General features: G+C 33.1%; 24 protein-coding genes and 1 tRNA gene. 19 read left to right on the top strand and 6 right to left on the bottom strand.

Going from position 1 to position 24,814, the window contains the following annotated elements:
• Positions 1–326 precede the first annotated feature (326 nt).
• The gene (locus SD960_RS23610) at positions 327–1,463 is read left to right on the top strand and encodes an IS110 family transposase (RefSeq protein WP_318806327.1); all 1,137 of its coding nucleotides are present in this window, start codon (positions 327–329) and stop codon (positions 1,461–1,463) included.
• 85 nt (positions 1,464–1,548) lie between these two features.
• Here the strand turns inward: SD960_RS23610 and SD960_RS23605 are convergent, their stop codons facing one another.
• Positions 1,549–1,986 (bottom strand): DUF6896 domain-containing protein, encoded by a 438-nt coding sequence (locus SD960_RS23605; protein ID WP_318806326.1) that lies wholly within the window; start codon positions 1,984–1,986, stop codon positions 1,549–1,551.
• 63 nt (positions 1,987–2,049) lie between these two features.
• Between SD960_RS23605 and SD960_RS23600 the strand changes: the two genes are divergently transcribed.
• Positions 2,050–2,946 (top strand): hypothetical protein, encoded by an 897-nt coding sequence (locus tag SD960_RS23600; protein WP_318806325.1) that lies wholly within the window; start codon positions 2,050–2,052, stop codon positions 2,944–2,946.
• Between the two features lie 266 nt (positions 2,947–3,212).
• Here SD960_RS23600 and SD960_RS23595 read toward each other — a convergent pair whose 3' ends face one another.
• The 4 genes from SD960_RS23595 to SD960_RS23580 form a co-directional block, all read right to left on the bottom strand.
• A complete protein-coding gene (locus SD960_RS23595; protein ID WP_318806324.1) occupies positions 3,213–5,012 on the bottom strand; it encodes a DEAD/DEAH box helicase in 1,800 nt (599 codons plus the stop codon).
• 26 nt (positions 5,013–5,038) lie between these two features.
• Complete coding sequence (locus tag SD960_RS23590) at positions 5,039–5,428, bottom strand: hypothetical protein (protein WP_318806323.1); 390 nt, start codon at positions 5,426–5,428, stop codon at positions 5,039–5,041.
• Complete coding sequence (locus SD960_RS23585) at positions 5,429–6,289, bottom strand: DUF1837 domain-containing protein (RefSeq protein WP_318806321.1); 861 nt, start codon at positions 6,287–6,289, stop codon at positions 5,429–5,431. It abuts the gene before it with no gap.
• 233 nt (positions 6,290–6,522) lie between these two features.
• Positions 6,523–7,734, bottom strand: a complete 1,212-nt coding sequence (locus SD960_RS23580; RefSeq protein WP_318806320.1) for an alpha/beta hydrolase-fold protein — start codon at positions 7,732–7,734, stop codon at positions 6,523–6,525.
• A 245-nt stretch (positions 7,735–7,979) separates the two neighbouring features.
• On the opposite strand from SD960_RS23580, the gene SD960_RS23575 reads away from it, so the two are divergent.
• The 17 genes from SD960_RS23575 (at position 7,980) to SD960_RS23495 (ending at position 24,523) form a co-directional block, all read left to right on the top strand.
• Positions 7,980–9,188: an anhydro-N-acetylmuramic acid kinase gene (locus SD960_RS23575; RefSeq protein WP_318806319.1), complete on the top strand. Its 1,209-nt coding sequence runs from the start codon at positions 7,980–7,982 to the stop codon at positions 9,186–9,188.
• 401 nt (positions 9,189–9,589) lie between these two features.
• Positions 9,590–11,161, top strand: a complete 1,572-nt coding sequence (locus SD960_RS23570) for a glycoside hydrolase family 10 protein (protein WP_318806318.1) — start codon at positions 9,590–9,592, stop codon at positions 11,159–11,161.
• Positions 11,148–12,416 carry an MFS transporter gene (locus SD960_RS23565; protein ID WP_318806317.1) on the top strand — a complete coding sequence of 423 codons (1,269 nt, stop codon included), beginning with the start codon at positions 11,148–11,150 and terminating at the stop codon, positions 12,414–12,416. The genes SD960_RS23570 and SD960_RS23565 overlap by 14 nt, the downstream gene beginning before the upstream one ends.
• A 22-nt stretch (positions 12,417–12,438) precedes the next feature.
• Entirely contained in the window at positions 12,439–12,780 is a 342-nt protein-coding gene (locus SD960_RS23560) for a tetratricopeptide repeat protein (RefSeq protein ID WP_042566603.1), read from the top strand.
• 181 nt (positions 12,781–12,961) lie between these two features.
• Positions 12,962–13,411, top strand: coding sequence for a GNAT family N-acetyltransferase (locus tag SD960_RS23555; protein WP_318806328.1), 450 nt, complete (start codon positions 12,962–12,964; stop codon positions 13,409–13,411).
• Positions 13,412–13,413: 2 nt separating this feature from the next.
• Positions 13,414–15,027 (top strand): glycoside hydrolase family 3 protein, encoded by a 1,614-nt coding sequence (locus tag SD960_RS23550; RefSeq protein WP_318806316.1) that lies wholly within the window; start codon positions 13,414–13,416, stop codon positions 15,025–15,027.
• Positions 15,028–15,162: 135 nt separating this feature from the next.
• Positions 15,163–15,801 (top strand): peroxiredoxin, encoded by a 639-nt coding sequence (locus tag SD960_RS23545; protein ID WP_007805603.1) that lies wholly within the window; start codon positions 15,163–15,165, stop codon positions 15,799–15,801.
• A gap of 181 nt (positions 15,802–15,982) precedes the next feature.
• Complete coding sequence (locus SD960_RS23540; protein ID WP_007805605.1) at positions 15,983–16,291, top strand: thioredoxin family protein; 309 nt, start codon at positions 15,983–15,985, stop codon at positions 16,289–16,291.
• Between the two features lie 104 nt (positions 16,292–16,395).
• Positions 16,396–16,653 carry a DUF6952 family protein gene (locus SD960_RS23535; protein WP_042566605.1) on the top strand — a complete coding sequence of 86 codons (258 nt, stop codon included), beginning with the start codon at positions 16,396–16,398 and terminating at the stop codon, positions 16,651–16,653.
• Positions 16,654–17,240: 587 nt separating this feature from the next.
• Positions 17,241–17,738, top strand: a complete 498-nt coding sequence (gene tpx, locus SD960_RS23530; RefSeq protein ID WP_318806313.1) for a thiol peroxidase — start codon at positions 17,241–17,243, stop codon at positions 17,736–17,738.
• A gap of 10 nt (positions 17,739–17,748) precedes the next feature.
• The gene (locus SD960_RS23525) at positions 17,749–18,123 is read left to right on the top strand and encodes a diacylglycerol kinase family protein (protein WP_318806311.1); all 375 of its coding nucleotides are present in this window, start codon (positions 17,749–17,751) and stop codon (positions 18,121–18,123) included.
• A gap of 18 nt (positions 18,124–18,141) precedes the next feature.
• Positions 18,142–20,592, top strand: coding sequence for a DNA translocase FtsK (locus SD960_RS23520; RefSeq protein ID WP_318806310.1), 2,451 nt, complete (start codon positions 18,142–18,144; stop codon positions 20,590–20,592).
• A gap of 7 nt (positions 20,593–20,599) precedes the next feature.
• On the top strand, positions 20,600–21,292 hold the full coding sequence (locus SD960_RS23515) for an outer membrane lipoprotein carrier protein LolA (RefSeq protein ID WP_318806309.1): 693 nt from the start codon (positions 20,600–20,602) through the stop codon (positions 21,290–21,292).
• Between the two features lie 7 nt (positions 21,293–21,299).
• Positions 21,300–22,754: an LptF/LptG family permease gene (locus tag SD960_RS23510; protein WP_042566609.1), complete on the top strand. Its 1,455-nt coding sequence runs from the start codon at positions 21,300–21,302 to the stop codon at positions 22,752–22,754.
• Between the two features lie 2 nt (positions 22,755–22,756).
• A complete protein-coding gene (gene ribB, locus SD960_RS23505) occupies positions 22,757–23,887 on the top strand; it encodes a 3,4-dihydroxy-2-butanone-4-phosphate synthase (RefSeq protein WP_318806308.1) in 1,131 nt (376 codons plus the stop codon).
• Between the two features lies 1 nt (position 23,888).
• Complete coding sequence (locus tag SD960_RS23500; protein WP_042566611.1) at positions 23,889–24,278, top strand: acyl-CoA thioesterase; 390 nt, start codon at positions 23,889–23,891, stop codon at positions 24,276–24,278.
• Between the two features lie 160 nt (positions 24,279–24,438).
• Positions 24,439–24,523, top strand: a tRNA-Ser gene (locus SD960_RS23495).
• A 176-nt stretch (positions 24,524–24,699) separates the two neighbouring features.
• Here SD960_RS23495 and SD960_RS23725 read toward each other — a convergent pair.
• Positions 24,700–24,814, bottom strand: a 115-nt coding sequence (locus tag SD960_RS23725; RefSeq protein ID WP_413230389.1) for a transposase, incomplete at its 5' end; no start/stop codon positions are given.

Below are 24,814 nucleotides of genomic sequence, written 5' to 3'. Positions count from 1 at the left end.
AGCTATTCCTGCTGTCCTTCCAAATCTTTTGTGCCGAACCCCGGCACAAAAGGATTTTCCCTCCCATCAGGGCTCATATCTTTACATTATTATATCAAAATCTTATCTTTGAATATAAACTATTGATAAACAGAACTAAGTTGCAAAATTCTATCGGGGCGAAATACATCATTGATGATATTGTAAACACTAGGTAAATCCTCTTAGTTTTAATTACATTTTAAGTCACAATAGTACTTAAGCACTTTATTTTAGATAAAGATGCTGTATAAAAAATGAGCAAAGACCAGTGTAATTTTTTGTTTATTATTCTAAAATATGGAATTATGAATTTAAAGTATTCTGTGGGACTAGACGTTTCAAGCAAAAAGATCAATGCTTGTATGAGTTGTATTGATGAAAAACAAAAAGTAATTGTAAAATCAAGTACTGTAATTTCCAATAATAACAAAGGATTTAAAACTTTACAAGATTGGGTGTTAAAACACGTAAGGGAAAATATTCCAGTTGTTGTATGCATGGAAGCTACAGGGATTTATCATGAAAATTGCGCTTATTATTTATTTGAAAAAGGATTTTCGGTTTCTATTATTTTACCCAATAAGGCCAAAAAGTATTTGGAAGCAGTTGGATTAAAATCAAAAAATGACAGTATCGATGCCAAAGGATTATCCCAGATGGGAGCCGAGCAATGTTTGGATACCTGGCAGCCTATGGGAACATTTTTTTATGAATTACGACTATATACCAGACAACATCAAAATGTTACCGAATTAAAAACGGTTTTAAAAAATCAATTCGATGCATTAAGTTTTGCCATGCATCAAGTCGATCCAGTAACAAATCAATTAAAAGAAACCATAATTTTATTTGACAAACAACTGAAAGAATTGGAAAAAGTAATCAACAACCACATAAAATCAGATGCAAAAATAGCTGAACGTGTTGCTAATATTTTAGAAATAAAAGGCATTGGGATTTTAACTTTAGCAACAATTTTAGCCGAAACTAATGGTTTCGAACTCTTCAACAACTACAAACAATTGGTTTCTTACGCAGGTTATGATGTTATAGAAGCACAATCAGGAACCAGGGTTGGAAAAACCAAAATATCAAAAAAAGGTAATTCCAGAATTAGAAGAGCAATGCACATGCCATCACTTGTTGTTATAAAATGCGAAGTAAAACCATTTAAGGAATTATTTGAACGAACTTATAATAAGCACGGAATCAAAATGAAAAGCTATGTTGCCGTCCAAAAGAAATTGCTGACAATGATTTATTATATGTGGAAGAAAAATGAACGCTTTGAACCAAATTACATAAAAAGCATCCAAGAAAAGGAGCAGAAGTCTTTCTCTCTGTTTGCCTTTGAAAAAGGCGTAAAAAACAGCCCCAATAAAATTGAGGCTGCACAAGGTAAACATCCAGTGAATGATCACAGTAAGTTTCCTCTCTGTTAAAACAAAGATAAAAAATATTAAAATTAATTAGGTAATTAAGATAGTACCTAGGGCATTCGGTTTTATAAGAAGATTTGTTGAAAAATCAATCAATAAGAAAAGATGGCTCCTGAAGAACTCTATATTCCTTAAAAACACAGCCAAAAGAAGTTCCGTCGATTCCCTCAATTATATTCCATGCCAATATTCCTTTATTGATAAGTTGATACAATTCATATTCAACAAACTCATTACTACAATTTAATTTTTGATATTCAGGATGCGTTCTTATAAACTCTGAAAATTTCCATTGCGAAAACTTAATTTCATTTCCTCCAATGTCATAAGCATAAATAACTCCATCTTTTTCAGCCGTACAACCGCTTCCATGAAACCAATATTCAATTCCTTCAATAGTACCTTTTCTTTCAAAATAGGTATGTGAAAACGAACATGGATTTATATCTTGTTTGTATTTATTTTTTAATAAAGTTTCAAAATGTCTTATAAAATTGATGTAGTTAGTTAAAATTTCTTCGATCATAGTTTTGTAAAAATAACTATTTATATTTAGCCTAAAATTCTTTTAAATATTTTTCAATAAACAATGGCAACAGACGGAACAAAAATAATTGATGGCGATTTAGCGAGAGATACTTATGAGCAGATAATGGACTTGTACGACAGTGATGCAACTATCGAAATCATCAAAAAAGAAATTCCTTTTGTTAAACAAGATTATGGAACTGATACCGATTTTTACCACGAAATATTTATTACTTCATATGCACTTGCTTTCTGGGAAATTGGAGAAATGACCGATTCTATTCTTGAAGAAGTAAAAAGAGTTATTGAATTAAAAGCCGGAGTTAAAGTATGGACTGAAGAGTGTGATGCAAACGAAGGTAAAAAAAGACAAAAAGAACTGGACAAACTTTTGAAGAAAATCAGTCAACCAAATTTGAAAGTCAGAAAACGAAAAAAGTACAAACTAGTTAAAAATTTTTATTTTCAGCCAGACGATTTATTAACGTTTCAACTTTCAGACAAAAACTATTATGCTGTCGTTTGCGCAAAAATAACTCAGCAAAGAGGACAATGTACTTACGATTTAGTTGCTACTACTTACAAAGGCAAAAACAAACCAACTGTTGAAGATCTGAAATCGTGTTTTATTTCCGGACGCAGAATCCCGTGTAGTTATGATGTCGAAACAATTTTACAAATGCAACCCAATGTTGATGAAATTTGGGAATACGTAAAACAAAGCCATTTCATCTTTGGACTTCCTTATAAATTGGTAACACACAGAGATATTATTTCGTTCAAAGATAAATTTGAAGTTGTAGGTAAACTAAAAATCAAAGAAAGTTTTAAAAAAGATGGTGGTTACGGCTATGAATCTTCTTTCGATAGATTTGAATACATATTTATCGATCTTGATAGGCATATGGAAATTTTTAGAGAACAAAAATATCCTGTTACTTTGCTTTGTGAATTATAAATTAAGTTTAATAAACGCGATTAAAAAAATTAATTACATCATGATTTTTTTTTAAATATCTATCAATTGAACTCCACAAAATATGTTTCGATTTTCCGCGCTCTGCGAAGTCTCCCGACTTCGTAGCGACAACGATATTTAAACAAATATAAAAGAAATATCTAGAGATTATTGGAACGGGTACGAAGTCGGGAGACTTCGCACAGCGCACAAGTTTTAATAATATCTTTTGGTTTTTAGAATACTTTAAACAGCGGGAGTAATTATTAAATATGTTTAGAAAATATAATTTGCTCATAAGGATGCAAATTTTTAATTAGCAACGGATTTTTTTCAAACTTCTCTCTAATTTCATTTAAATCATTACATCCTTTAAAATTTTCACTTATGTTTTTTATAATGATATTTGGTAAACCAGCTTCTTTTAGTGCTATTTCATGAGGCTCAGTTACTCCATATTCTAATTTGATTATTATCAATTCTAAATTTATTTTTTTTAACGGTTGGTTTAAATCCTCACAAACAAAATTAAATAAATTTTGAAAAACGGTTAAGTATTTTGGCAAAGCAAACTCGAAATAATTCGTTAATAATGTCAAAGCAACTCTAATTTTAGCATCAATAGTAACTCTATTTTGTTGATCAATTAACTGTTTTAGACTTAGATCAAAATAAATATATCCACTTGAATGATATATTAAATCCCAAATAGGTATGCTTCTATCATCTTTATATTTAGATACAAAAAGATATTCATGAATCAATTTTAAAATTGATTCATACTGAGCTTTTTTAGGCTGCATTTGAAATTGAAAATCTTCGTAAAAAAATAGATTTGATCGAAAAAAATTAATTAATGTAATTTGATTTTCAACTGGAATAAATTTATTTTTTTTTATTAAATCTAATGGAACTTGTTGTTGGTTTAAATAAATTTCGAGTTGGTCTCTTTTTTCAAGATTTATATCTCTTAGATCTTCTTTATTTATTTGGATTAATTCATCATTTTGTAATTCTTTATCATAAAAAGAAAATTCAATTATTTTTTCTTCTTTACTTATAGGTAATTTAATTAGTGAAATTGTCCTTCCGATAAAGTGATGCAAAAATCTACCTGCTCGACCATTTATATTTTTCACATCAAAATCTGTCAATAAAGCTTGTCCTTTTGAATCGTCATAAATAATTACCTGCTTAGCAGTTGTATTAACTCCTTCAATTAAAGTAGGACTACAAACAATAGCTTGAATATCTCCTTCATTAAATGAATCAACGATTTCAATTTGAACGAATTTTGGAATTCCTGCATGATGATATGCTACACCTTTTTTTAAGCAACTAACTAATGACCAGTCTTTTGAAAATGTAGTTTCTAAATAATCTATCAATCCACTTTTATCTTCAAGTTCATTTAAATTATTAGCAATTAACTTAGCTTTAGATTCAACAGAACGTTTGTTCCCAACATAAATTAAGGTTTGATCTTTACTTGATTTTAAAATGTTTTTCAAATTTGTGTCAACTGCTCCGTTTTTAATTTCCGAATTACCTATAACAACTTTTTCTTTAGTGTTATAGGTACTTAAATCTATCCGATCTTTTTGAACTATTTCAGCTGTATATTTAAAAAATTGAGCTTTAGTTCTCTTTAGAAACTCTTCACTAAACTTGTCAAAATAAGGACCTATTAAATAAAAATCAGCTTTCGTTTTTGATAGCCTATATAATGTATTGGTAAAAATTTTACTTCGATCTCCATCATCTTGAATTTTATATATTTCATCCATTACGAAAAAATCAAACTGAAATTTTGGATTTTCATCAATAAATAAATCCATTTTTTCAGGAGTAAATATTAAAATATTGTTTTTCTCTTTTAAAGGCTGTTTTACACTATTAACAATATTGTACTTTTCAAATATTAAATAATCTTTTCTAAAACGAATGAATGTTTCACTTAATAAGGCAATGGTGGGCAAAATTATTGCAATATTAGAATAATTGTTATGGGTTATTATTTCACTTATGATTCTAGACTTCCCAAAGGATGTTGGAGCACTTACCACTATTCTTTTATACTTTTGAAAGACATTTATAAGATTTTTTTGATCTTTGTTAATACTGTACCAGAATCAAGAGTGTAAAAGTTTTTTGCAAATTCCTCTAATAATGTAGGTTCACAATTTTTAATTTGGATTGATTTATTGTTTAACATTTCTCTGTATAGGAAAACACGAGATGCTGAAATACATTCTAATAAAATTTCGTTTAATAAAATATCATCTGGAAGATATTCCGAAACATGACAAATCACGGAAAGCGATAAATTATACCAATCTTCATTATCAATATCTTTTTGCAAAATAAAGTAAGTCCCTTCTAAAATTTCTTTAAATTCTTGATAACTAAGCTTTTTTTCCTTCTTAAGTTTTTCAAGAAGATTAAATATATAATCGTATTCTGTATAATAGTAATAATACATCTATCTATTGGATTGTTCTAGTTTATCAATTTGTTCTTTTAGATCTTTGACAGATTCAAGAGGTAACAATATAAATAGAAGTTCAAAATTTGATTTTAAATCAAGTGATTTTTTTTCTATTGAAACAGATTTATTAAAAAACTCTTCTTGAAAGTCTTCCAAAAACTCTTGGGTTGTAGCATCTTGATGATTTTTTATTTTTTTACAATCATAAGTAATGAACACAGGAACTTTAATTTTAATATTATCAAATGTTTCCATAGAACTTAATTTTTCCCGAATTATATCAGAATATTGATAATCTTTATTAATTTCAATATGAGGTTCTAAAAAGGAAAATTCATTTTTAGTAAATTCTGTGCAACAATGACTCTCGAGCGATTCAAATGCATTAGCTATTGCACCTGAAAAATTATCATAAAATTTTGATTCACCAAGCCACAAAATAGGTTCATTATTTTCAATTGTAAAATGAGCACAATCATATCCGTAAACTTCTTGGTTACCTGTCTTTAATTTTACTTTAGTAACCAATTTATCTGATTTAAAAAAAACTTTTAGAATGAGGAAAAGTAACAGTTCCCCATAATCTCCTTTACTACTTTTATCTCTTTTAGATATTCTTGACCAAGATCTTCTGTATTTTTCGCCATCATCTCCGGATGCTGAATATTCAGCAAACTCTGATGGAGTTAAAGCAAAATGAGGTAAGGTATCATTAATAATATTTTTTATTTCATTTTGACGGTATTTGCCGTCTTCATAATTGAGATGCAAAGGAATATGACTCCATTTTCCCTTTTCCAACACAAGAGAAAATTTAAAAAAAAGATTTTCCACCCTTTTAGTTAAAAACTTCATAGAAAATACTTTAAATTAAGTTGTTATAACATTTTGTTTCTAGTACTTAAACAAATATCATTTTAAAATATAATAATCCTTTACGGAAAACCGTAATATATGATTTTTTAATAACATACCTCCAAAAGTATTAATTAACCATTCTAAACAACCAAGTACAAATACCTGATTTTGTCCACAAAAAAAGCCCAACCAAAACGGTCGAGCTTTTCCACTATATATTCAATAAAAATCTATTTCTTCTCCTTCAACAACTTCTCCAATTTCTCTTTTGTTTCCGGAATTGCTTGTAGCGTTAAAGCTTTTTTGAAAGTTTCAATCGCTTTTGCTTTATCGCCTTTTTCAAGATATAAATCGCCGAGAGAATCATAACAATTGGCACTTTCAGGATAATTGGTGGTGTTGAGTTTAAATAAGGTTTCGGCTTTTGTTAATTGTTTGGCGCCCATCATTTGGTAACCTAAATTGTTAATTTGGTTTTCGCCTGGTTTTACGATATAACCCATGTTTTCAGAAACATTTTTGTAATGCGCTACCAATAAAGAATCTAATTTAAAATCAGGATTTTTTAATTCGCTGTCGTAAATTTTAAGTTTATAGAATTCAAAAATAAAACGAAGCGCGTCGTATTCTCCAATCAAACGAACCGAAGGATGATTGTCATCTTCATAAAATTTGTATTTAAAACGCAATTGGTTCTTTTTGTTTTTAGACTGCTCTTTAATAAACGCTAAATTACTGCGAATAAGTCCCGTAGTTCCGCTTGTATCTTTTTGAACGCTTACCGTATCTACGCCTTTTTCTAAACGGTTTGCCATTGCCATATACAATGTTTTTCCTTTATAATTTTGAGTCGGTAAAATCGTTTTGGCCTCTTTTACCACTTTCTGATTGTCCCACCACAACGACGCATCAAGAGAAACATACGAATTAAACAATTTCGGATTATGCAAAAAAGTATTCATAACCGTCAAACCTCCAAGCGAATGACCTATAAAAGTTTTATACGAAGTTGTTGGATAATTGGCATCGATATACGGAATCAATTCTTTCTCGACATACGACATAAATTTCTCGCCGCCACCCACAACATCCGGCAATTCTTTATCGGTTCCGGTTGTTAAATCAACCAATCGGTTTGGGTGCAGGATTCCAACCACAATCATCGGTGGGCAAAGATTCGATTCTGCCATGTGTTCTGTAATACTCACAACGGTATTGAAATTTTCGCTTCCGTCTAACAAATAAATTACGGGATAATTTTCTCTGTCTTTAATTTTATTTCCTCCGTTACTATTGGGAATATGGATCCAGACTTTGCGCTGCTGTCCTAATATTTTTGAAGAGATAGTTTCTTCAAATCCGGTTGTAAACGGACTGTTTTCCTGTGCCTGCATGCAAAAAGTGAGCATGAATACGGCAACAGAATAAAAAAATGTTTTCATAGTTTTTTTAAGATTAAATGTTTGATTGATGATTCAAATTCAACAAAACAATTTTGAGGAATTCGGAACAAACTTAACCAATTAATTGTGAAACTTTTTTTGATTTTTCACCTTTTTAGAATTGAGTCCTTTTTTCCGAATTACGGATTTTTAGAAATAAAAAATTCCTTTTTCATTATATTTATATGCAAATAAATCTGATTTTAGCGTTATCAAATAAACTGCTCTACTAAAACTTCATTTTAATGAATAAAAATATACGCTCTCTTTACGAAATCGCTCAAAAAGAGACCCGAAAAATTATAGGTTTAATGTCCGGAACTTCGCTCGACGGACTTGATATTGCGCTTTGTGCCATTTCTGGTGCGGGCGAAAATACGGTTGTCAAAATTCTGGAATTCGAAACCATCAATTATTCCGAAGAAATCAAAACCGAAATCCGTAAAGTATTTGCACAAAAAACCATCGATTTTCAGCATTTGGCTTTATTAAACGAATGGATTGGGATTTTGCATGCCGGTTTGGTCAACGATTGTCTCGAAAAATGGAATATTCCATCGCGCGAAGTCGACTTAATTGCCTCGCACGGACAAACGGTTTTGCACGCTCCGAAGTTTTTGCATCAGCAGGAAAAATTTCCAAACGCAACTCTCCAAATTGGCGACGGCGATCATATTGCGGTAAAAACCGGAATTATTACTTTGTCTGATTTCAGGCAAAAACATGTTGCTGCGGGTGGCGAAGGTGCTCCTTTGGCCGTTTATGGCGATTATTTATTGTTTAGCCAAAAAGGCGAAAACCGCATTATGCTCAACATGGGCGGTATTGCCAATTTTACCTATTTGCCCGCTTCACAAAACGCAGAGGAAGTCTTTGTAACCGATACCGGAACCGCAAATACCTTAATTGACATTTTCACCAAACATTATTTCCCCGAAAAAAGCTACGATAAAGACGCCGAAATCGCCCAAACCGGAACGGTAAATCAAGCACTTTTAACGGAATTAAAAAGCAATTCGTTCTTCACCAAAAGTTTCCCAAAAACAATTGGTCAGGAATTATTCAATAAAAATTTTGTTGAATCGGCTTTAGAAAAAACAAATCTTCAAAATATTTCGGCACCAGATTTGCTTGCCACTTTAACGAGGCTTAGCGCAGAAACAATTGCCGAAGCGATCGTGTTTGCAGCAAAAAACACTTCGTATGAACTTGAAAATTTCAAAGTTTATATGTCGGGCGGCGGGGCAAACAATCCGTTATTGGTAAAATGGCTGAAAGAATTATTGCCTTGCGAATTTTACAAAAGCGACGATTTAGGCATTTTAAGCGATGCCAAAGAAGCGGTTTTATTTGCCCTTTTAGCGAATGAAACGGTTGCCGGCGGCGATTTTAATTTCGGAACAAAAAAAGGAATTCCCTCAGTTACAATGGGCAAAATTTCGTTTCCAGATTAAGTGGATTTGCCACGAAGGCGCTAAGGCACAAAGTTTTTTAATCTTACCCTGATGCTGAAATTTTCTCACGCAGATCTGGCAGATTTAGCAGATTTAAAAAAAACAAAATCAAAAATTTGCGCTAATTTGTGTAATTTGTGGTAAAAAAACTTTGTGTCCTAGCGCCTAGTGGCAAAAAAAATTCGAGCTAATTCGTGAAATTTGTGGCAAAAAAAACTTTGAGTCTTAGCTCCTTTGTAGCAAAAATACACACCCACAAAACATTATTAATATTTATCGTAAATTTATTCAAAAACAAACACATGAAAATCAAACAAATAGCATACAAATTATAATTTCTTAATTATTTATTATAGTCCGCTAAAAAAACTATTTTTGATTTCTGTTTAAAAAAGATTGAAATGCATAAAAATCAGCACCTAATATACTCTCTCCTATTTTTATTAACCTTTGGATGGAACGCCGTTTCGCAGGAAAAAGTGACGCATCCCAAAAATGAATTTAGAGGTGTCTGGATTGCAACAGTTGTCAACATCGACTGGCCAAAAACCGCTGCCGACAACGTCGAAAAAGAAAAAGCTGATTTTATTGAGATTTTAGATGCTTATAAAAAACTAAATTACAACGCTGTAATCGTTCAGATTCGTAGTGTTGGTGATGCTTTTTATCCATCAGAACTGGCGCCCTGGTCGCGTTTTTTAACGGGGAAAGAAGGTCAGGCTCCGGCTCCGTATTACGATGCTTTGGCATGGATGATTGAGCAGGCGCATTCGAGAGGTTTTGAATTTCATGCGTGGATGAATCCGTATCGCGCGACTTTCGACATGAACAAAGGTCTTTTGAGTCCAACACACGACATTTTCAAACATCCGGAATGGATGATCGAATATGGCGGAAAATTATATTACGATCCGGCATTGCCTGAAGTTCAGACGCATTTAACGAAAGTGGTAAAAGAAGTGGTTGATAAATACGATATCGACGCGATTCATTTTGATGATTATTTTTACCCATACGCCGTTCCCGGAAAAGTTTTTAACGATAATGCTTCTTTCAAAAAATACGGTTCAGGTTTAACCCTTGCTGATTGGCGTCGTGCGAATGTGAGCAATTTTGTGCACACGATTTCTACGACTATAAAAGCGAGTAAACCCTGGGTTCAATTCGGAATTAGTCCGTTTGGGGTTTGGCGAAACAAATCGATGGATCCAAAAGGTTCAGAGACACAATCGACTTCCAATTACGACGATTTATACGCTGATCCAATATTATGGATGGATCAAAAATGGATCGATTATATTATGCCGCAATTGTACTGGAGCATGAATAATCCACGCGCTTCTTACTCAAAACTAGTAAAATGGTGGTCTGAAAATTCGAATAATACGGCTCTTTATATTGGTCACGCTTCATATAAAATTAGAGGCGACGGTGACAAAAGCTGGAATTATGTAAGCGAAATTCCAACGCAGATCGATTACGCCAGAAGTTTCAAAAAAGTGGGCGGAAGCGCTTATTTCAGTTCCAAATGGTTCATGACTAAAAACTTTGATGTCGTTCGACTTTTAGAAGAAAATCAATATAAATATCCTGCGCTTCCGCCGGCAGTTCCTAATTTAAAGCGAATTGTAATTGATATTCCAACGGTTAATGAATTTTCAAAAGACAGTCTTAAATATTATTTCAACATCAAATCGCCGTTAAATACGAAAGTTCGTTATATGGTAATTTACGGTGCAGATCATATTTCGAGAATCAATACAAACGATGCTACGCAAATAATAGACAAGATTATGGTTCGTGAAATCGACGGTACGATCTCATTTTCTATTCCTGCAGAAAAAATGAATCAGTATAAAGCTTGCGCTGTAACTTTTATTGATTATTTTGCGAACGAAAGTACCCCAACTACTATCGACACAAAAAAGACATTTAAAATTTATACACCTGCACAACCGAATGAAAACAGATAAATCTCCGTGGTTTTGGATTCCGCTTTTAAATTTTGCGTCTGGATTGCCTTACGCCGTCATCATTTCCGTTTCGGTTATCATGTACAAAAATCTCGGAATCTCTAATGAAGACATTGGGGTTTATACCAGTTTATTATATCTTCCGTGGGTTATAAAACCACTTTGGAGCCCGTTTATTGAATTGAACGGAACCAAAAGAAAATGGTTTTTATCGATGCAACTGCTTATTTCGATTGCATTTTTATTAGTCGGTTTTACGGTCCCATCCAATGGATTTTTCATCATGACATTGGCGATATTCTGGGTTGCGGCTTTTGCATCAGCTTCTAATGATATTGCCAGCGACGGTTTTTATTTATTGGTTTTACCCAAAGAACAACAATCTTTTTTCCTGGGAATCAGAAGTACTTTTTACCGACTTTCACTTTTAGCCGGAAACGGATTAATCGTTTTGTTTGCCGGATATTTAGAACATAAATACGGAGATAATACAAAAGCGTGGTCGTATACCATGATTGCCGTTGGTTTACTAATGACGGTTATTACAGTTTACAATTTTGTTTTTACCCCTAGAAATGAAATCAATTCAGTTGAAAATAATAAAGATCACCATCAAAACTTCGCCACTATCTTTGTGAGTTTCTTTAAGAAAAAGCAAATCGGAATCGTTTTAGCATTTATTCTTTTATTTCGTTTAGGAGAATCACAGTTACTTAAAATGTTAAGTCCATTTTTACTAGATACCAAAGATCTTGGCGGAATGGCTTTAGACACAGAAGCTGTTGGAATAATTTACGGAACTTTTGGTGTTGGTGCTTTAACGCTGGGCGGAATTTTGGGCGGAATCGCGATTTCAAAACAAGGACTTACCAAATGGATGTTTCCTATGTTTTTGGCAATGCATATTCCTATTATCGGATTTATTTTACTGGCTTATTTTCATCCTGCTTCCATTCATTATATTTATGCCGTTGTAATTTTAGAACAATTTGGCTACGGGTTTGGTTTTACCGGTTTCATGATGTTCCTGATACATGTTGCCGAAGGAGAATCAAAAACAGCACATTATGCACTTGCAACCGGATTCATGGCTTTAGGAATGATGTTGCCGGGAATGTTAAGCGGTTATATACAACAATATTTAGGCTATCAGCACTTTTTTATCTGGGTGTTGCTGGCTACAATTCCGGGATTGATTTTGTCCCGTTTTTTAATTTTCCCGAAAGATTTTGGGAAAAAATCAGAAGAAGTTTAACCCCAAATCAAACATCTGAAATATGGAAATCAATGAAAATTTGCAAAACGAACGCAACCTGAAAGGCGCTGAGTTCGAGAAGGAAGGAAATTTTGAAAAAGCAATTGAAGTATATGAAGAAAATGTCGCGGAGAGCTTTAAGGGAAATCATCCTTATGATCGATTGGCTACGATCTACAAAAACCAAAATGATATCGACAACGAAATTCGCGTTTTAGAAAAAGCAATTGTTGTTTTTGAAGAAATCACTCTTGAAGACCGTTTGGAAGGTTTGCCAAAACTTTTTCGTTTTAAAAACCGATTAGAAAAAGCAATTGAAACAAAGAAACAATTGGCTAAACAAAAGAAAGCCAAACTGAAATAGTATATCAAAATAACATCCTTGACTGTTTAGTGAACATAGAGTTTTTTTTAAATTGAGCTTAATTTTCTTTTTACCATTAAGATATTAAGTTATTTAAGTCAAGCTTTATGAACTTAATATCTTAATGGTAAAAATGATTGAACTTGCTTTGAAATAATTACTAAACTTTTTTTATTTGATGATGATTACCTTAAAAAGAACAAATTCTGATGATCTTGATTTTATAAATCTTGTTGCTTTATTAGACAAAGATTTAGCGATTAGAGACGGAGAAGATCACGGCTTTTATAATCAGTTTAATAAAATTGATAAAATAAAGCATGTCGTTGTTTTTTATGAAAATGATATTGCCGTAGGATGTGGTGCTTTTAGAGAAAAAGAAAGTGATTCGGTAGAAATAAAACGCATGTATGTACATCCGGATCATCGAAAAAAAGGAATTGCCTCTCAGGTTTTAGCTGAATTAGAGCGCTGGGCTGCAGAAGTTAAGTATCCGTACACGGTTTTAGAAACCGGAAAAAAACAACCCGAAGCGATTGCTTTATACCAAAAATCAGGTTACAGTATAATTCCGAATTATCCTCCTTATGAAAACGTGGAGAATAGTGTTTGCATGAAAAAGACTTTATAATAATGAAAATGACAGCCGAAGCATTAAAACAAAAAGTGGGACAATTCTTTTTTCCTGCTGTTTTTATAAACGATACCGAAGAAAATATTCAGGAAACCGAGCGTTTGATCAAAGAACACAACATTGGCGGATTGACTTTTTTTCACAGTCGCGCGAGTGCTGCAACGAATTATGAAAGCAAGAAAAAAGTTGTTTTTAATGATGACAGTTATCAAAAAATAAAAGACTTGATTGTTCGTTACCAAAAAGCCGCTTCTACTCCACTTTTAATCAGCATTGATGCCGAATGGGGTTTGGCAATGCGCATCGAAAAAACACCTCAATATCCGTACGCAATTACGCTTGGCGCTTTGCCTGCAACTAAGGCTGATTTGGTTTACGAAGTTGGAAAACAAATTGGTCTGGACTTAAAAGCCGCCGGAATTCATTATAATTTATCGCCTTTGGCAGACATCAACAATAACCCGAACAATCCAGTTATTGGGTATCGTTCTTTTGGTGAAAACAAACAGAAAGTCGCTGATTTTGCTGTTGAATATTTAAAAGGAATGTCGGAAGTTGGCATTTTAGGCTGTCTGAAACATTTTCCCGGACACGGAAATACCAATGTTGATTCGCATTTAGGACTGCCGGTTTTAAATGAAACTCTCGAAGAATTATTAGAAAACGAACTATATCCGTTCATTAAAGGAATTGAAAATAATGTCGACTCGATTATGATTGGACATTTGGCGGTTCCAAGTTTAAATGACGGAAAAAACACATCGGCCACTTTATCAAAACCTATAATTGAAACGCTTTTACGTGAGAAATTGGGTTATAATGGTTTGGTAATTTCTGATGCGCTAAACATGCACAGCGTTTCGAAACTATACGAAACAAAAGGCGAACTCGAATGGGAAGCCTTCAACGCTGGAAATGATATTTTATGTTTCGCCGAAAATGTTCCCGAAGGAATCGAAGCCATTCTTAAAAATGCTTCGCCGGATAGAATCGAAGAAAGTTTCAACAGAATTAGGAATGCGAAAGAAAAAGTCGGACTTTTAAATAATTCTTTTACCGCAACCGGCGAATTAAATTTCGAAAAAGCATCCCAATTAAATCTTGAAATTGCTAAAAACTGCATTACAAAAGTTATCGATAATTCCGTTTCTGAATTACTTTTCGAATCTCAAAAAAACAATAAACTAGCGAAATTGAGTTTGTACAAAAATGTTGAGAATACTTTTTTCAAAACCTTAAATTCAAAATTACCTTCGCCTGAATTTGCTTTCGAAAATCTGGAAGTTTCGGATATTTCATTAATCAAAAAAGAATTGGGAAATTTCGAAACGATTCTTATTCCGTTATTTGTTCCGAAAGCAAAACCTTTGAATAATTTTGAAGTTCAGGATGAAGTTTTTGCTTTACTTTCAGAATTGCTTCAAACCAAAAAATGTGTTGTTTACGTTTTTGGAAATCCGTATGTTTTGCCTTTAATTCCGAATCTTTCTAAGGCTTCAGGGTTAATTGAGGCGTATCAGGATTTTGAAGAGTTTCAAAAAATCGCAGGAATTTATCTTCTTGAAAATAAAAACTACTCAGGAAACATTCCCGTAAATATTGACATTCAATAACTTACAACTTACTGAATTACAATCATAACTAAAAGTTATCACTTAATAAATATTAATAATTACATCTTATTGTAAATACCTTTACTTATACCCTACTTTTGCACCAAATAAATATTTAACATTAAAACGAAAAATATGTCTTTAGTAGGAAAAAAATTCCCAAGTATTGCAGTAGATGCTATCTCAGAAATGGGTGATAACTTAAAAATCAACATTTTTGAAGAAGCAGTAAACAACAACAAAAAAGTATTATTGTTTTGGTACCCAAAAGATTTCACTTTTGTATGTCCAACTGAATTACACGCCTTTCAAGCTGCATTACCAGAATTTGAAAAAAGAAATACTATCGTAATCGGAGCTTCATGCGACACAAACGAAGTACACTTTGCGTGGTTAAACACTCCAAAAAACAACGGTGGAATCGAAGGTGTTACTTACCCAATCCTTGCTGATACAAACCGTAACTTATCTAACATTTTAGGAATTTTAGATATTGAAACTACAGAATACAGCGAAGAAACTGATTCAGTTATCATCGAAGGTTCAAACGTAACTTACAGAGCTACTTACCTTATTGACGAAACTGGAAAAATCTTCCACGAAAGTGTTAACGATATGCCATTAGGACGTAACGTAAACGAATACTTAAGAATGGTTGACGCTTACACACACATCCAGGAAAAAGGAGAAGTTTGTCCTGCAAACTGGGAAGCTGGTAAAGAAGCTATGTCTGCAGACAGAATTAGTACTGCTGAGTATTTGAGCGCAAACTAATTCCTTTTAAAGGTTCTAAGATACTAAGCTGCTAAGGTTCTAAGATTTACTCTTAAACCTTAGTAACTTAGAAATCTTCTCTCTTCAAAAATCTCAAAAAATTACAGTTGTTAAGAAAAAAGATTCAAAAAACTCAGAATCTTAGAATCTTAGCACCTTAGAATCTCAAAAAATAAAAAACATGTTAATCGACTTAAACGAAGATACGTTAGCAGATTTAGTTGCTAAAAACGAAAAAGTAGTAGTACAATATTCAGCTTCATGGTGTGGAAATTGCCGTATTATGAAACCAAAATTCAAAAAATTAGCGACAGAAAATGAAGCTATCACTTTTGTTTTGGTTGATGCAGAAAACTCTCCGGAATCAAGAAAATTAGCTAATGTGAGTAACTTGCCAACATTCGCAACTTTCGTAAACGGACAATTAGTTGGAGAAACTCAAACCAACAAACAAGAAGTTTTAATCGATTTGGTAAACGCAATTGCATAATGAGATTAGTTAGACTAACTTAGATTTTAGACTTCTTAGATGTTGTCCTAAATTAAAGAAAGTCTAAGAAGTCTAATGTCTAAAAATCTAAGAAATCCAGAAAAATGAAATTACCTGTAATAAAGCAATTAACGCAATTCATCGAAGAAAACGATCAGGATTATATCATCGAAACTATTGAAGTTTTAGAAGCTATGACTGAAATTCCTTCTCTAAAAGATGAAGAATTGGATGTAATTGGCGAATTGATTTCAAATATGTATGGCGCACTTGAAGTACACAAAATGGTATCTCAGGGCACTGACAAAAAAGAAGCTTTGAATGCGTTTATGAAACGTGTTTTGGGTTCAATCGATAAATAAATCGGCCTCTTTCCTGAAAAATAAAAAAACATGACTTAAGAAGCGTTTTCTGAATAAGGAGACGCTTTTTTTTTGGTTTTCAGTCTCGGTCACAGTTTTCAGCCCAATATTTGTCATCCTGAGCGAAGTCGAAGGAACGCAAAGCATCTCTCCAATCTTTGTTATAGATACGCGTATGACACAGATTTGCTTTGCAAATACGTGGATTTAAACGGATTTTTTGTCATCCTGACGCAGGAAGGATCGCACTAGAAGCTCCGCAAAGCAATTTCACACTGCGTGTCATTGCGAGGAACGAAGCAACCACACTAACAAAATCAAACTTTGAGGATTTACTAAGTGAGATTGCTTCGTTCCTCGCAAAGACAAAAGAAATCCGTGTAAATCCGCGTTTTCGTAAAACGAATCAGCGTCATCCGCGTTCCATATCAACACAAAACCAAAAAGACAAATCATAACATTTATAACATAAATTCACAAATTATTCGTTATCTTATAACTAGCTTAATTGTGATGACAACGCCCAACAAATACTTTTAGATTCAAATATTAATCCTTACTTTTGAACCTCATTAAAAAAAATCACCATGGCTTCAATAACATTAGGAGGAAATCCAGTTCATACATCAGGAGAATTACCAAAAGTGGGTTCACAACTTGCTGATTTCAAATTAGTACAAAACGATTTATCAGTAGCTTCATTAAGCAATTTTGCTGGTAAAAAATTAGTTTTAAATATTTTTCCAAGTATCGATACGGGAACTTGCGCGACTTCTGTTAGAAAATTTAACGAAAGTGCAAGCAATTTAGAGAATACTACTGTTTTGTGTATTTCGAGAGATTTGCCATTTGCTCAAAAACGTTTTTGCGGAGCTGAAGGATTAGAGAATGTTGTAAACTTATCTGATTTTAAAGAAGGTACTTTTGGTAAAACAAATGGTTTAGAAATCGTTGACGGACCTTTAGCAGGTTTACACTCAAGAGCAATTATTGTGGTTGATGCTGACGGAAAAGTTGTTCATACAGAACAAGTTGCTGAAATTGCAAACGAACCAAATTACGAAGCAGCTTTAGCAGCACTATAATATCCCAATAATGGCATTTGAAAAAGATAATACTTTTGTAACAGGCCGGTTAAAAAGCATGACTTATGCTTTTAGCGGAGCTGTTAAACTTATAAAAACAGAGCATAGCATCATGGTTCAATTCTCTTTGGGAATTATCATGACCATTGCCGGGTTCTATTTTAATATTTCACAAACCGAATGGCTTTTCCAGGTATTAGCCATCGGTTTAGTAATGAGCATTGAGGGATTGAATACGGCTGTAGAAAAAATTGCCGACTTTATTCATCCTGATTACAGCAAAAGAATCGGTTTTATCAAAGATATTGCTGCAGGAGCGGTATTTTTTGCCGCAATGACAGCAATAGCAATAGGCTTGATTATTTATATACCCAAATTTATATAAGCAATACTAAACGCAAGAATGGCAAAAACAACCAAAAAAGATACTGTAAATAAAAAAACCGAACCAAAAGCTGAGAGTTTAAAATCTTGGAGACCTAACAAACAACAACGTTTTGTTATGGGCTGTCTTTTGATATTATTTTCTATTGCATTATTAGTTGCATTTATTTCTTTTTATGTCAACGGACAATGGCAATTAGATCAAAGTGCTGTTAGCCAGCTTGATGATCGATCTGAAGTTGTGCAAAACTGGCTGGGGAAATTTGGCGCTTATCTTGCCGATTTAATTGTATACAGAGGTTTTGGAATCGCATCTTTTATACTGGTTCGATTATTTTTCCTGACCGGGATGTTTTTAGCGCTGGAATTATCGCTTAGAAAACTAAAAAATATTTGGTTCTGGGATTTATTTGCTATTATTATTGTTTCCATTTTATTTGGATTTTTTGCCACCTCCGCACCTGAATTGGGCGGAACAATTGGTTATGAATTAAACTTATTTTCACAGGATTACATCGGAAAAACAGGAACTTTATTAGCCTTGCTTTTCGGATTAATAGTGTATTTAATCTTCAAAATAAAATTATCCCCAGAGAAAATTCAATCGTATTTTGATTCAACTAAAAAAGAATTCAAAACAGAATTAAGCTCTTTGAATGCGCAACCTCAAGTTGAAAGCACTTATAATTTAGAAGAATTTGCTATTGAGGAAGAAGATCCTGAATTAGACAACATTCATCTGAAAACAGAAGATACGCAATTCGAAATCAATAAAGAAGCTTTAAAACCTACGATAAATAATTCATCTGAAATTGATTTGAATCCGATTTTGAAACCGGTTCAAATGAATATCAATCCGATAACAGAAACTTTGGTTCACAGTGACGAATTGGTTATCGAAAAACCGGAAGAAGAAGATATTATAGAAGAAAACCTGGCTTCTCGTCTGGTTGCTGATTTTGGTTTATTCGACCCAACTTTGGATTTGTCAAATTATAAGTTCCCAACCATTGACTTATTAAAAGAATATTCGACGGGCGGAATCACAATTAATCAGGAAGAATTAGAAGAAAATAAAAACAAGATTGTAGATACACTTCGTAACTACAAAATTGAAATTGCACAGATTAAAGCAACTGTTGGTCCATCGGTAACTTTATATGAAATTGTACCGGAAGCAGGAATCAGGATTTCTAAAATCAAAAGTTTAGAAGATGATATTGCTTTGTCACTTTCGGCATTAGGAATTCGTATTATTGCTCCAATTCCAGGAAAAGGAACAATTGGTATTGAGGTTCCAAACAAGAATCCTACAATGGTTTCTATGAAAAGTGTTATTGGATCTGCAAAGTTTCAGGAAGCTGAAATGGAGTTGCCAATTGCTTTGGGAAAAACTATTTCAAATGAAACTTTTGTTGTCGATTTAGCCAAAATGCCTCACTTATTGATGGCGGGGGCTACCGGACAAGGAAAATCTGTTGGTTTGAATGCGGTCTTAACTTCACTTTTATACAAAAAACATCCGGCAGAAGTAAAATTCGTTTTAGTCGATCCGAAAAAAGTAGAACTTACGCTTTTCAATAAAATAGAAAGACATTATTTAGCCAAACTTCCTGATGCAGGAGATGCGATTATTACAGACAATGCAAAAGTAGTGAACACTTTAAACTCACTTTGTGTTGAAATGGACAATCGCTACTCATTGTTGAAAGATGCAATGGTACGTAATATTAAAGAATACAACGAAAAATTCAAATCGAGAAAATTAAATCCCGAAGCGGGACATCGCTTTTTACCATACATTGTTTTGGTTGTCGATGAGTTTGCCGATTTGATTATGACGGCAGGAAAAGAAGTCGAAATTCCGATTGCGCGTTTAGCTCAGTTAGCTCGTGCTATTGGTATTCACTTGATTATCGCAACGCAAAGACCTTCGGTAAACGTAATTACAGGTTTGATTAAAGCGAATTTCCCTGCGAGAATTGCGTTTAGAGTAACTTCAAAAATTGACTCAAGAACTATTTTGGATACTCAGGGAGCCGATCAGTTAATTGGTCGTGGAGATTTATTATATACAAATGGAAATGATGTAACCCGTGTTCAATGTGCTTTTATTGACACACCTGAGGTTGAAAAAATTACAGATTTTATTGGTTCACAAAAAGCATATGCCACAGCATATTTGCTTCCGGAGTTTGTTGGAGAAGAAAATGGCATTAATCTTGATATAGATATTTCCGAAAGAGACACTTTATTTAGAGAAGCCGCTGAAATTATTGTCAACGCACAACAAGGTTCAGCATCTTTATTGCAAAGAAAATTAAAATTAGGATACAACAGAGCAGGTCGTTTGATCGATCAACTGGAGGCAGCCGGTATTGTTGGTCCGTTTGAAGGCAGTAAAGCACGTAGTGTGAACATCTTAGATTTAAGTGCTCTTGATCAATTTTTTAACAATGAACAAAATTAATTCTATCATGAAAGCAAAAATTCAGGAAATCAACAACAATTCTATCAAAAACAGGACTAAAAAATGCTTACAAATAGCACTTTTATTTCTTTTGAGCTTTACTTCTATTCAGGCTCAGGATAAAAAAGCCAAGGATTTATTGAACCAGGTAACAGCCAAAATAAAAAGTTACGACAATATTGCTATTGATTTTAAATATTCTCTGAACAATGCAAAAGAAAATATCAATCAGGACAGTAAAGGAAATGTTATAATGAAAGGAAATCAATATGTATTGAATTTCATGGGAGTTACTAAAATATTCGACGGGCAAAAAACATACACTATTGTTCCTGAAGATGAAGAAGTTACTATTTCAAAAGTAAACGAAAAAGACGACAGCGCCATTACGCCTTCAAAAATGCTTACTTTCTTTAATTCCGGATATAAATACAATATGGATATTGTACAAAATGTAAAAGGAAGAAAAATTCAGTATATTAAATTAGCACCTACAAACACCAAAGATCAAAGAAAAGAGATTCTTTTAGGTATTGATGTACAAACAAAACACATCTACAATTTGATTGAAACAGGAAAAAATGGGACAAAAACAACTTTAACCGTTAATTCTTTTAAAACCAATCAGCCTTTATCAAAAAATCAATTTACCTTTGTAGCGAGCAAATATCCAAAATACTACATCAACAAATTAGATTAAGCCAAGGTTGAAAATTTTAGACAAATACTTACTAAAAACATTTCTGATTACATTTACTACGGTATTTGTAATCCTTTTTTTTATATTCATACTGCAAACTGTATGGCTCTTTATCTCCGAATTAGCAGGTAAGGACCTTGATTTGATATTGGTTATAAAATTCCTTCTTTTCTCAATGCCCCGAATTATTCCGTTGGTTTTGCCTTTATCGGTATTACTGTCGTCGATTATGACTTTCGGAAATTTAGCCGAAAATTATGAGTTTGCAGCCATGAAATCTTCGGGAATATCATTGCAAAGAGCAATGCGGGTTTTAATCATTTTTATTTTCGTATTAAGTATTGTTGCGTTTTGGTTCGCTAATAATGTAATACCTTATGCTGAATATAAATTTGTCAATTTCAGAAAAAACATTGCTCAGGCCAAGCCTGCTATGGCTATTGCCGAAGGTCAGTTTAACGATGTTGGAACATATAATATTAAGGTAAACAAAAAATCAGGAGAAAACGGAAACATTTTAACCGGGGTTACGATTCATGAAAAAGCAAATAGTTTTGGCGAAAACAAAACTGTTATAAAAGCTAAAGATGGTGAATTAATCAGTAATGAAAAATCGAGTATTTTAAAACTTGTTCTGAATGACGGTTATTATTATCAAGATGTAACTCCAAAAAAATACGAAGATCGTTCTAAACTTCCTTTTATAAAAAGTGATTTTAAAAAACAAATCATCAACATTGATTTATCTGAACTAAACAAAGTTGATGAGAATCAGGCAAGCGTAAACAGTACAAACGGAATGCTGAATGTAAATGAATTACGCTATACTTTAGACTCCTTAAATAAAAACCTGAACAACGAAATAGTTTCATTTTCTGAAAATATAAATCAGCGTGTTGGGATCAAAGCTTCTCCTAAAGTTTTAAAAACAGACAAAAAGAAAAAAGCATTGCCAAATGATCTTTTATCTCTGTATACCAACAAACAAAAGTCTGATATTTTAAAAATGGCAAGTAGTACTGTTACAAGTAACATCTATTCTATCGAATCGACTCAAAAAGATTTAAAAGATAAACAAAGAGATATCAATAAGCATTTAAGCGCATTATACGAGAAATTTGTAATTGCTTTTGCCTGCTTTTTAATGTTTTTTATTGGCGCTCCATTGGGCGCTATCATCCGTAAGGGCGGACTTGGTTTACCAATTGTATTTGCGGTTTTGATCTTTATTACATTCCACTTTATTAATACTTTTGGAAAGAGACTTTCACAGGAAGGCGGTATGACTCCTTTTATGGGCTCATGGATGTCTTCTTTTATATTACTGCCATTGGCGGTTTTATTAACATATCGTGCCACAAACGACAATGGATTAATTAATTTTGATGCCATTACAACTCCAATATCACAACTGTTTCAAAAAATTTCCGAGCGATTTTCTCCCGCTCAAAACAAACAATAATTATGTCAACAAAAATACAACTTAATACCATTGAAGAAGCTATAGAAGATATTCGTCAAGGTAAAGTAATCATTGTAGTCGATGATGAAGATCGTGAAAATGAAGGTGATTTTTTGGCTGCAGCCGAAAAAGTAACTCCGGAAATGATCAATTTCATGGCTACACACGGACGCGGATTAATTTGCGCTCCATTAACAGAAAGCCGTTGTAAAGAATTGGATTTAAGACCAATGGTTACCAATAATACAGATCATATGGAAACTGCTTTTACGGTTTCTGTAGATTTAAAAGGACATGGAGTAACAACAGGAATTTCAGCAGCAGACAGGGCAAAAACAGTATTGGCCCTGACAGATGCAAATGTAAAACCACATGAATTGGCAAGACCTGGACATATTTTCCCTTTGGTAGCCAAACAAGGCGGTGTTTTAAGAAGAACCGGACATACGGAAGCGGCAATTGATTTTGCAAGATTGGCTGGTTTTAAATCAGCGGGTGTAATCTGTGAAATTTTAAATGAAGACGGAACCATGTCTCGTTTGCCGGAACTTGTGGAAGTGGCTAAAAAATTCAATTTGAAATTAGTTTCTATTGAAGATCTTGTAGCTTACAGAATGCAGCACGACAGTTTAATTGTTAAGAAAGAGGATTTTGATATAGAAACCCGTTTTGGAACTTTTAGATTAAGAGCTTACGAACAAACAACAAATAAACAAATTCATATTGCTCTAACAAAAGGAACGTGGAATCTTGGAGAGCCCATCTTAACAAGAATTCACTCTTCACAGGTAAATAATGATTTACTAGGTACTTTGACAAATAATGCAGAACAGCAATTAGACGATATGTTTAAGGTGATTAATGAAAACGGCAAAGGTGCCATTATTTTTATTAATCAGGATATGTCTGCTGTAAACTTGCTAAACAGAATTTCTGAATTGAAAGCTTTACAATCCAATGGAACATTGAAAGCACCAAAGATTGTAATTGACAGTAAAGATTACGGAATTGGAGCTCAAATCCTGCATGATATTGATATTTCTAAAATTAGACTGGTATCAAATACAGAGCAAACAAAGCGTGTTGGAATGATTGGATACGGTCTTGAAATCACTGAATATGTAAGCTACTAATATGGGGACTTTAGAAGAAAGAATTTCAAAAGCGGAGACCCATATATTTAAAGCAGTTTTTCCGAGTACTACAAATCATTATGATACATTATTTGGAGGAACTGCGCTTCATCTTATGGATGAAGTGGCTTTTATTTGTGCGACAAGATTCAGCAGAAAGAAAGTTGTAACAATTTCGACTGGTCAAATTGATTTTAAAAAAGCAATTCCGGCCGGAACTTTAATCGAATTAGTGGCAAAAGTTGATAGCGTTGGAAGAACAAGCTGTAAAATTCACGTTGATATTTTCATGGAACAGATGTATTCGGAGCTTCGTGAAACGGTAGTTTCAGGAACTTTTTCGTTTGTTGCAGTTGATGAAAACAAAAAACCGACACCAATTTTAGATTAATTACATTATTTAACGTAAAAATGTTTTTAAAATAAATACTGATTATGAAGCACTTGAAAATTAATTTAAAATAATCAGTAAAAAAGCTTAAAAAAAGTTTTGAGAACCGAAAAAGGGTCTTATATTTGCACTCGCAATCAGCAAATGATCGCAACATACTGGAGAAATGGCAGAGCGGTCGAATGCGGCAGTCTTGAAAACTGTTGACTGTAACAGGTCCGGGGGTTCGAATCCCTCTTTCTCCGCGAAGGCCCGAAAACAAAGGAAAAACAAGATTTTCAAAGTTTTCAAAAAAGGCCAAAAAGAGCGGTAAACCCTGCAAATCCAACGATTTGCAGGGTTTTTTCTTTTATACCGCTTTTCAATATTTATAAAATCGAACAAAATCGGATCAAGCCGTAAATCTGAGGAGAGGCAAAAATTATGCATAAATATTAGTTAACCTGAAAAGGAAAAATTCTACATTCCTTACACCTCTGAATTGAGATCTAAATGCTTTTATTTTTGCATTGAAAGATTCCGCTGAAGTATTGGTA

The organism is Flavobacterium sp. MMLR14_040 (genome assembly GCF_033657265.1).
Classification (GTDB): domain Bacteria; phylum Bacteroidota; class Bacteroidia; order Flavobacteriales; family Flavobacteriaceae; genus Flavobacterium.
The sequence above is the reverse complement of the archived record's forward strand: the minus strand, read 5'-3'. Positions and strand labels throughout refer to the sequence as shown.

What these genes read in the sequence shown, in the direction of transcription:
- SD960_RS23555 (WP_318806328.1), top strand. Translation starts at nt 12,962, where the DNA reads ATGATTACCTTAAAAAGAACAAATTCTGATGATCTTGATTTTATAAAT.
- SD960_RS23520 (WP_318806310.1), top strand. Translation starts at nt 18,142, where the DNA reads ATGGCAAAAACAACCAAAAAAGATACTGTAAATAAAAAAACCGAACCA.
- SD960_RS23515 (WP_318806309.1), top strand. Translation starts at nt 20,600, where the DNA reads ATGAAAGCAAAAATTCAGGAAATCAACAACAATTCTATCAAAAACAGG.
- SD960_RS23600 (WP_318806325.1), top strand. Translation starts at nt 2,050, where the DNA reads ATGGCAACAGACGGAACAAAAATAATTGATGGCGATTTAGCGAGAGAT.
- SD960_RS23540 (WP_007805605.1), top strand. Translation starts at nt 15,983, where the DNA reads ATGTTAATCGACTTAAACGAAGATACGTTAGCAGATTTAGTTGCTAAA.
- SD960_RS23580 (WP_318806320.1), bottom strand. Translation starts at nt 7,734, where the DNA reads ATGAAAACATTTTTTTATTCTGTTGCCGTATTCATGCTCACTTTTTGC.
- SD960_RS23570 (WP_318806318.1), top strand. Translation starts at nt 9,590, where the DNA reads ATGCATAAAAATCAGCACCTAATATACTCTCTCCTATTTTTATTAACC.
- SD960_RS23535 (WP_042566605.1), top strand. Translation starts at nt 16,396, where the DNA reads ATGAAATTACCTGTAATAAAGCAATTAACGCAATTCATCGAAGAAAAC.
- SD960_RS23585 (WP_318806321.1), bottom strand. Translation starts at nt 6,289, where the DNA reads ATGAAGTTTTTAACTAAAAGGGTGGAAAATCTTTTTTTTAAATTTTCT.
- SD960_RS23565 (WP_318806317.1), top strand. Translation starts at nt 11,148, where the DNA reads ATGAAAACAGATAAATCTCCGTGGTTTTGGATTCCGCTTTTAAATTTT.
- SD960_RS23575 (WP_318806319.1), top strand. Translation starts at nt 7,980, where the DNA reads ATGAATAAAAATATACGCTCTCTTTACGAAATCGCTCAAAAAGAGACC.
- SD960_RS23525 (WP_318806311.1), top strand. Translation starts at nt 17,749, where the DNA reads ATGGCATTTGAAAAAGATAATACTTTTGTAACAGGCCGGTTAAAAAGC.
- SD960_RS23590 (WP_318806323.1), bottom strand. Translation starts at nt 5,428, where the DNA reads ATGTATTATTACTATTATACAGAATACGATTATATATTTAATCTTCTT.
- SD960_RS23545 (WP_007805603.1), top strand. Translation starts at nt 15,163, where the DNA reads ATGTCTTTAGTAGGAAAAAAATTCCCAAGTATTGCAGTAGATGCTATC.
- SD960_RS23500 (WP_042566611.1), top strand. Translation starts at nt 23,889, where the DNA reads ATGGGGACTTTAGAAGAAAGAATTTCAAAAGCGGAGACCCATATATTT.
- ribB (WP_318806308.1), top strand. Translation starts at nt 22,757, where the DNA reads ATGTCAACAAAAATACAACTTAATACCATTGAAGAAGCTATAGAAGAT.
- SD960_RS23560 (WP_042566603.1), top strand. Translation starts at nt 12,439, where the DNA reads ATGGAAATCAATGAAAATTTGCAAAACGAACGCAACCTGAAAGGCGCT.
- SD960_RS23550 (WP_318806316.1), top strand. Translation starts at nt 13,414, where the DNA reads ATGAAAATGACAGCCGAAGCATTAAAACAAAAAGTGGGACAATTCTTT.
- tpx (WP_318806313.1), top strand. Translation starts at nt 17,241, where the DNA reads ATGGCTTCAATAACATTAGGAGGAAATCCAGTTCATACATCAGGAGAA.
- SD960_RS23605 (WP_318806326.1), bottom strand. Translation starts at nt 1,986, where the DNA reads ATGATCGAAGAAATTTTAACTAACTACATCAATTTTATAAGACATTTT.
- SD960_RS23610 (WP_318806327.1), top strand. Translation starts at nt 327, where the DNA reads ATGAATTTAAAGTATTCTGTGGGACTAGACGTTTCAAGCAAAAAGATC.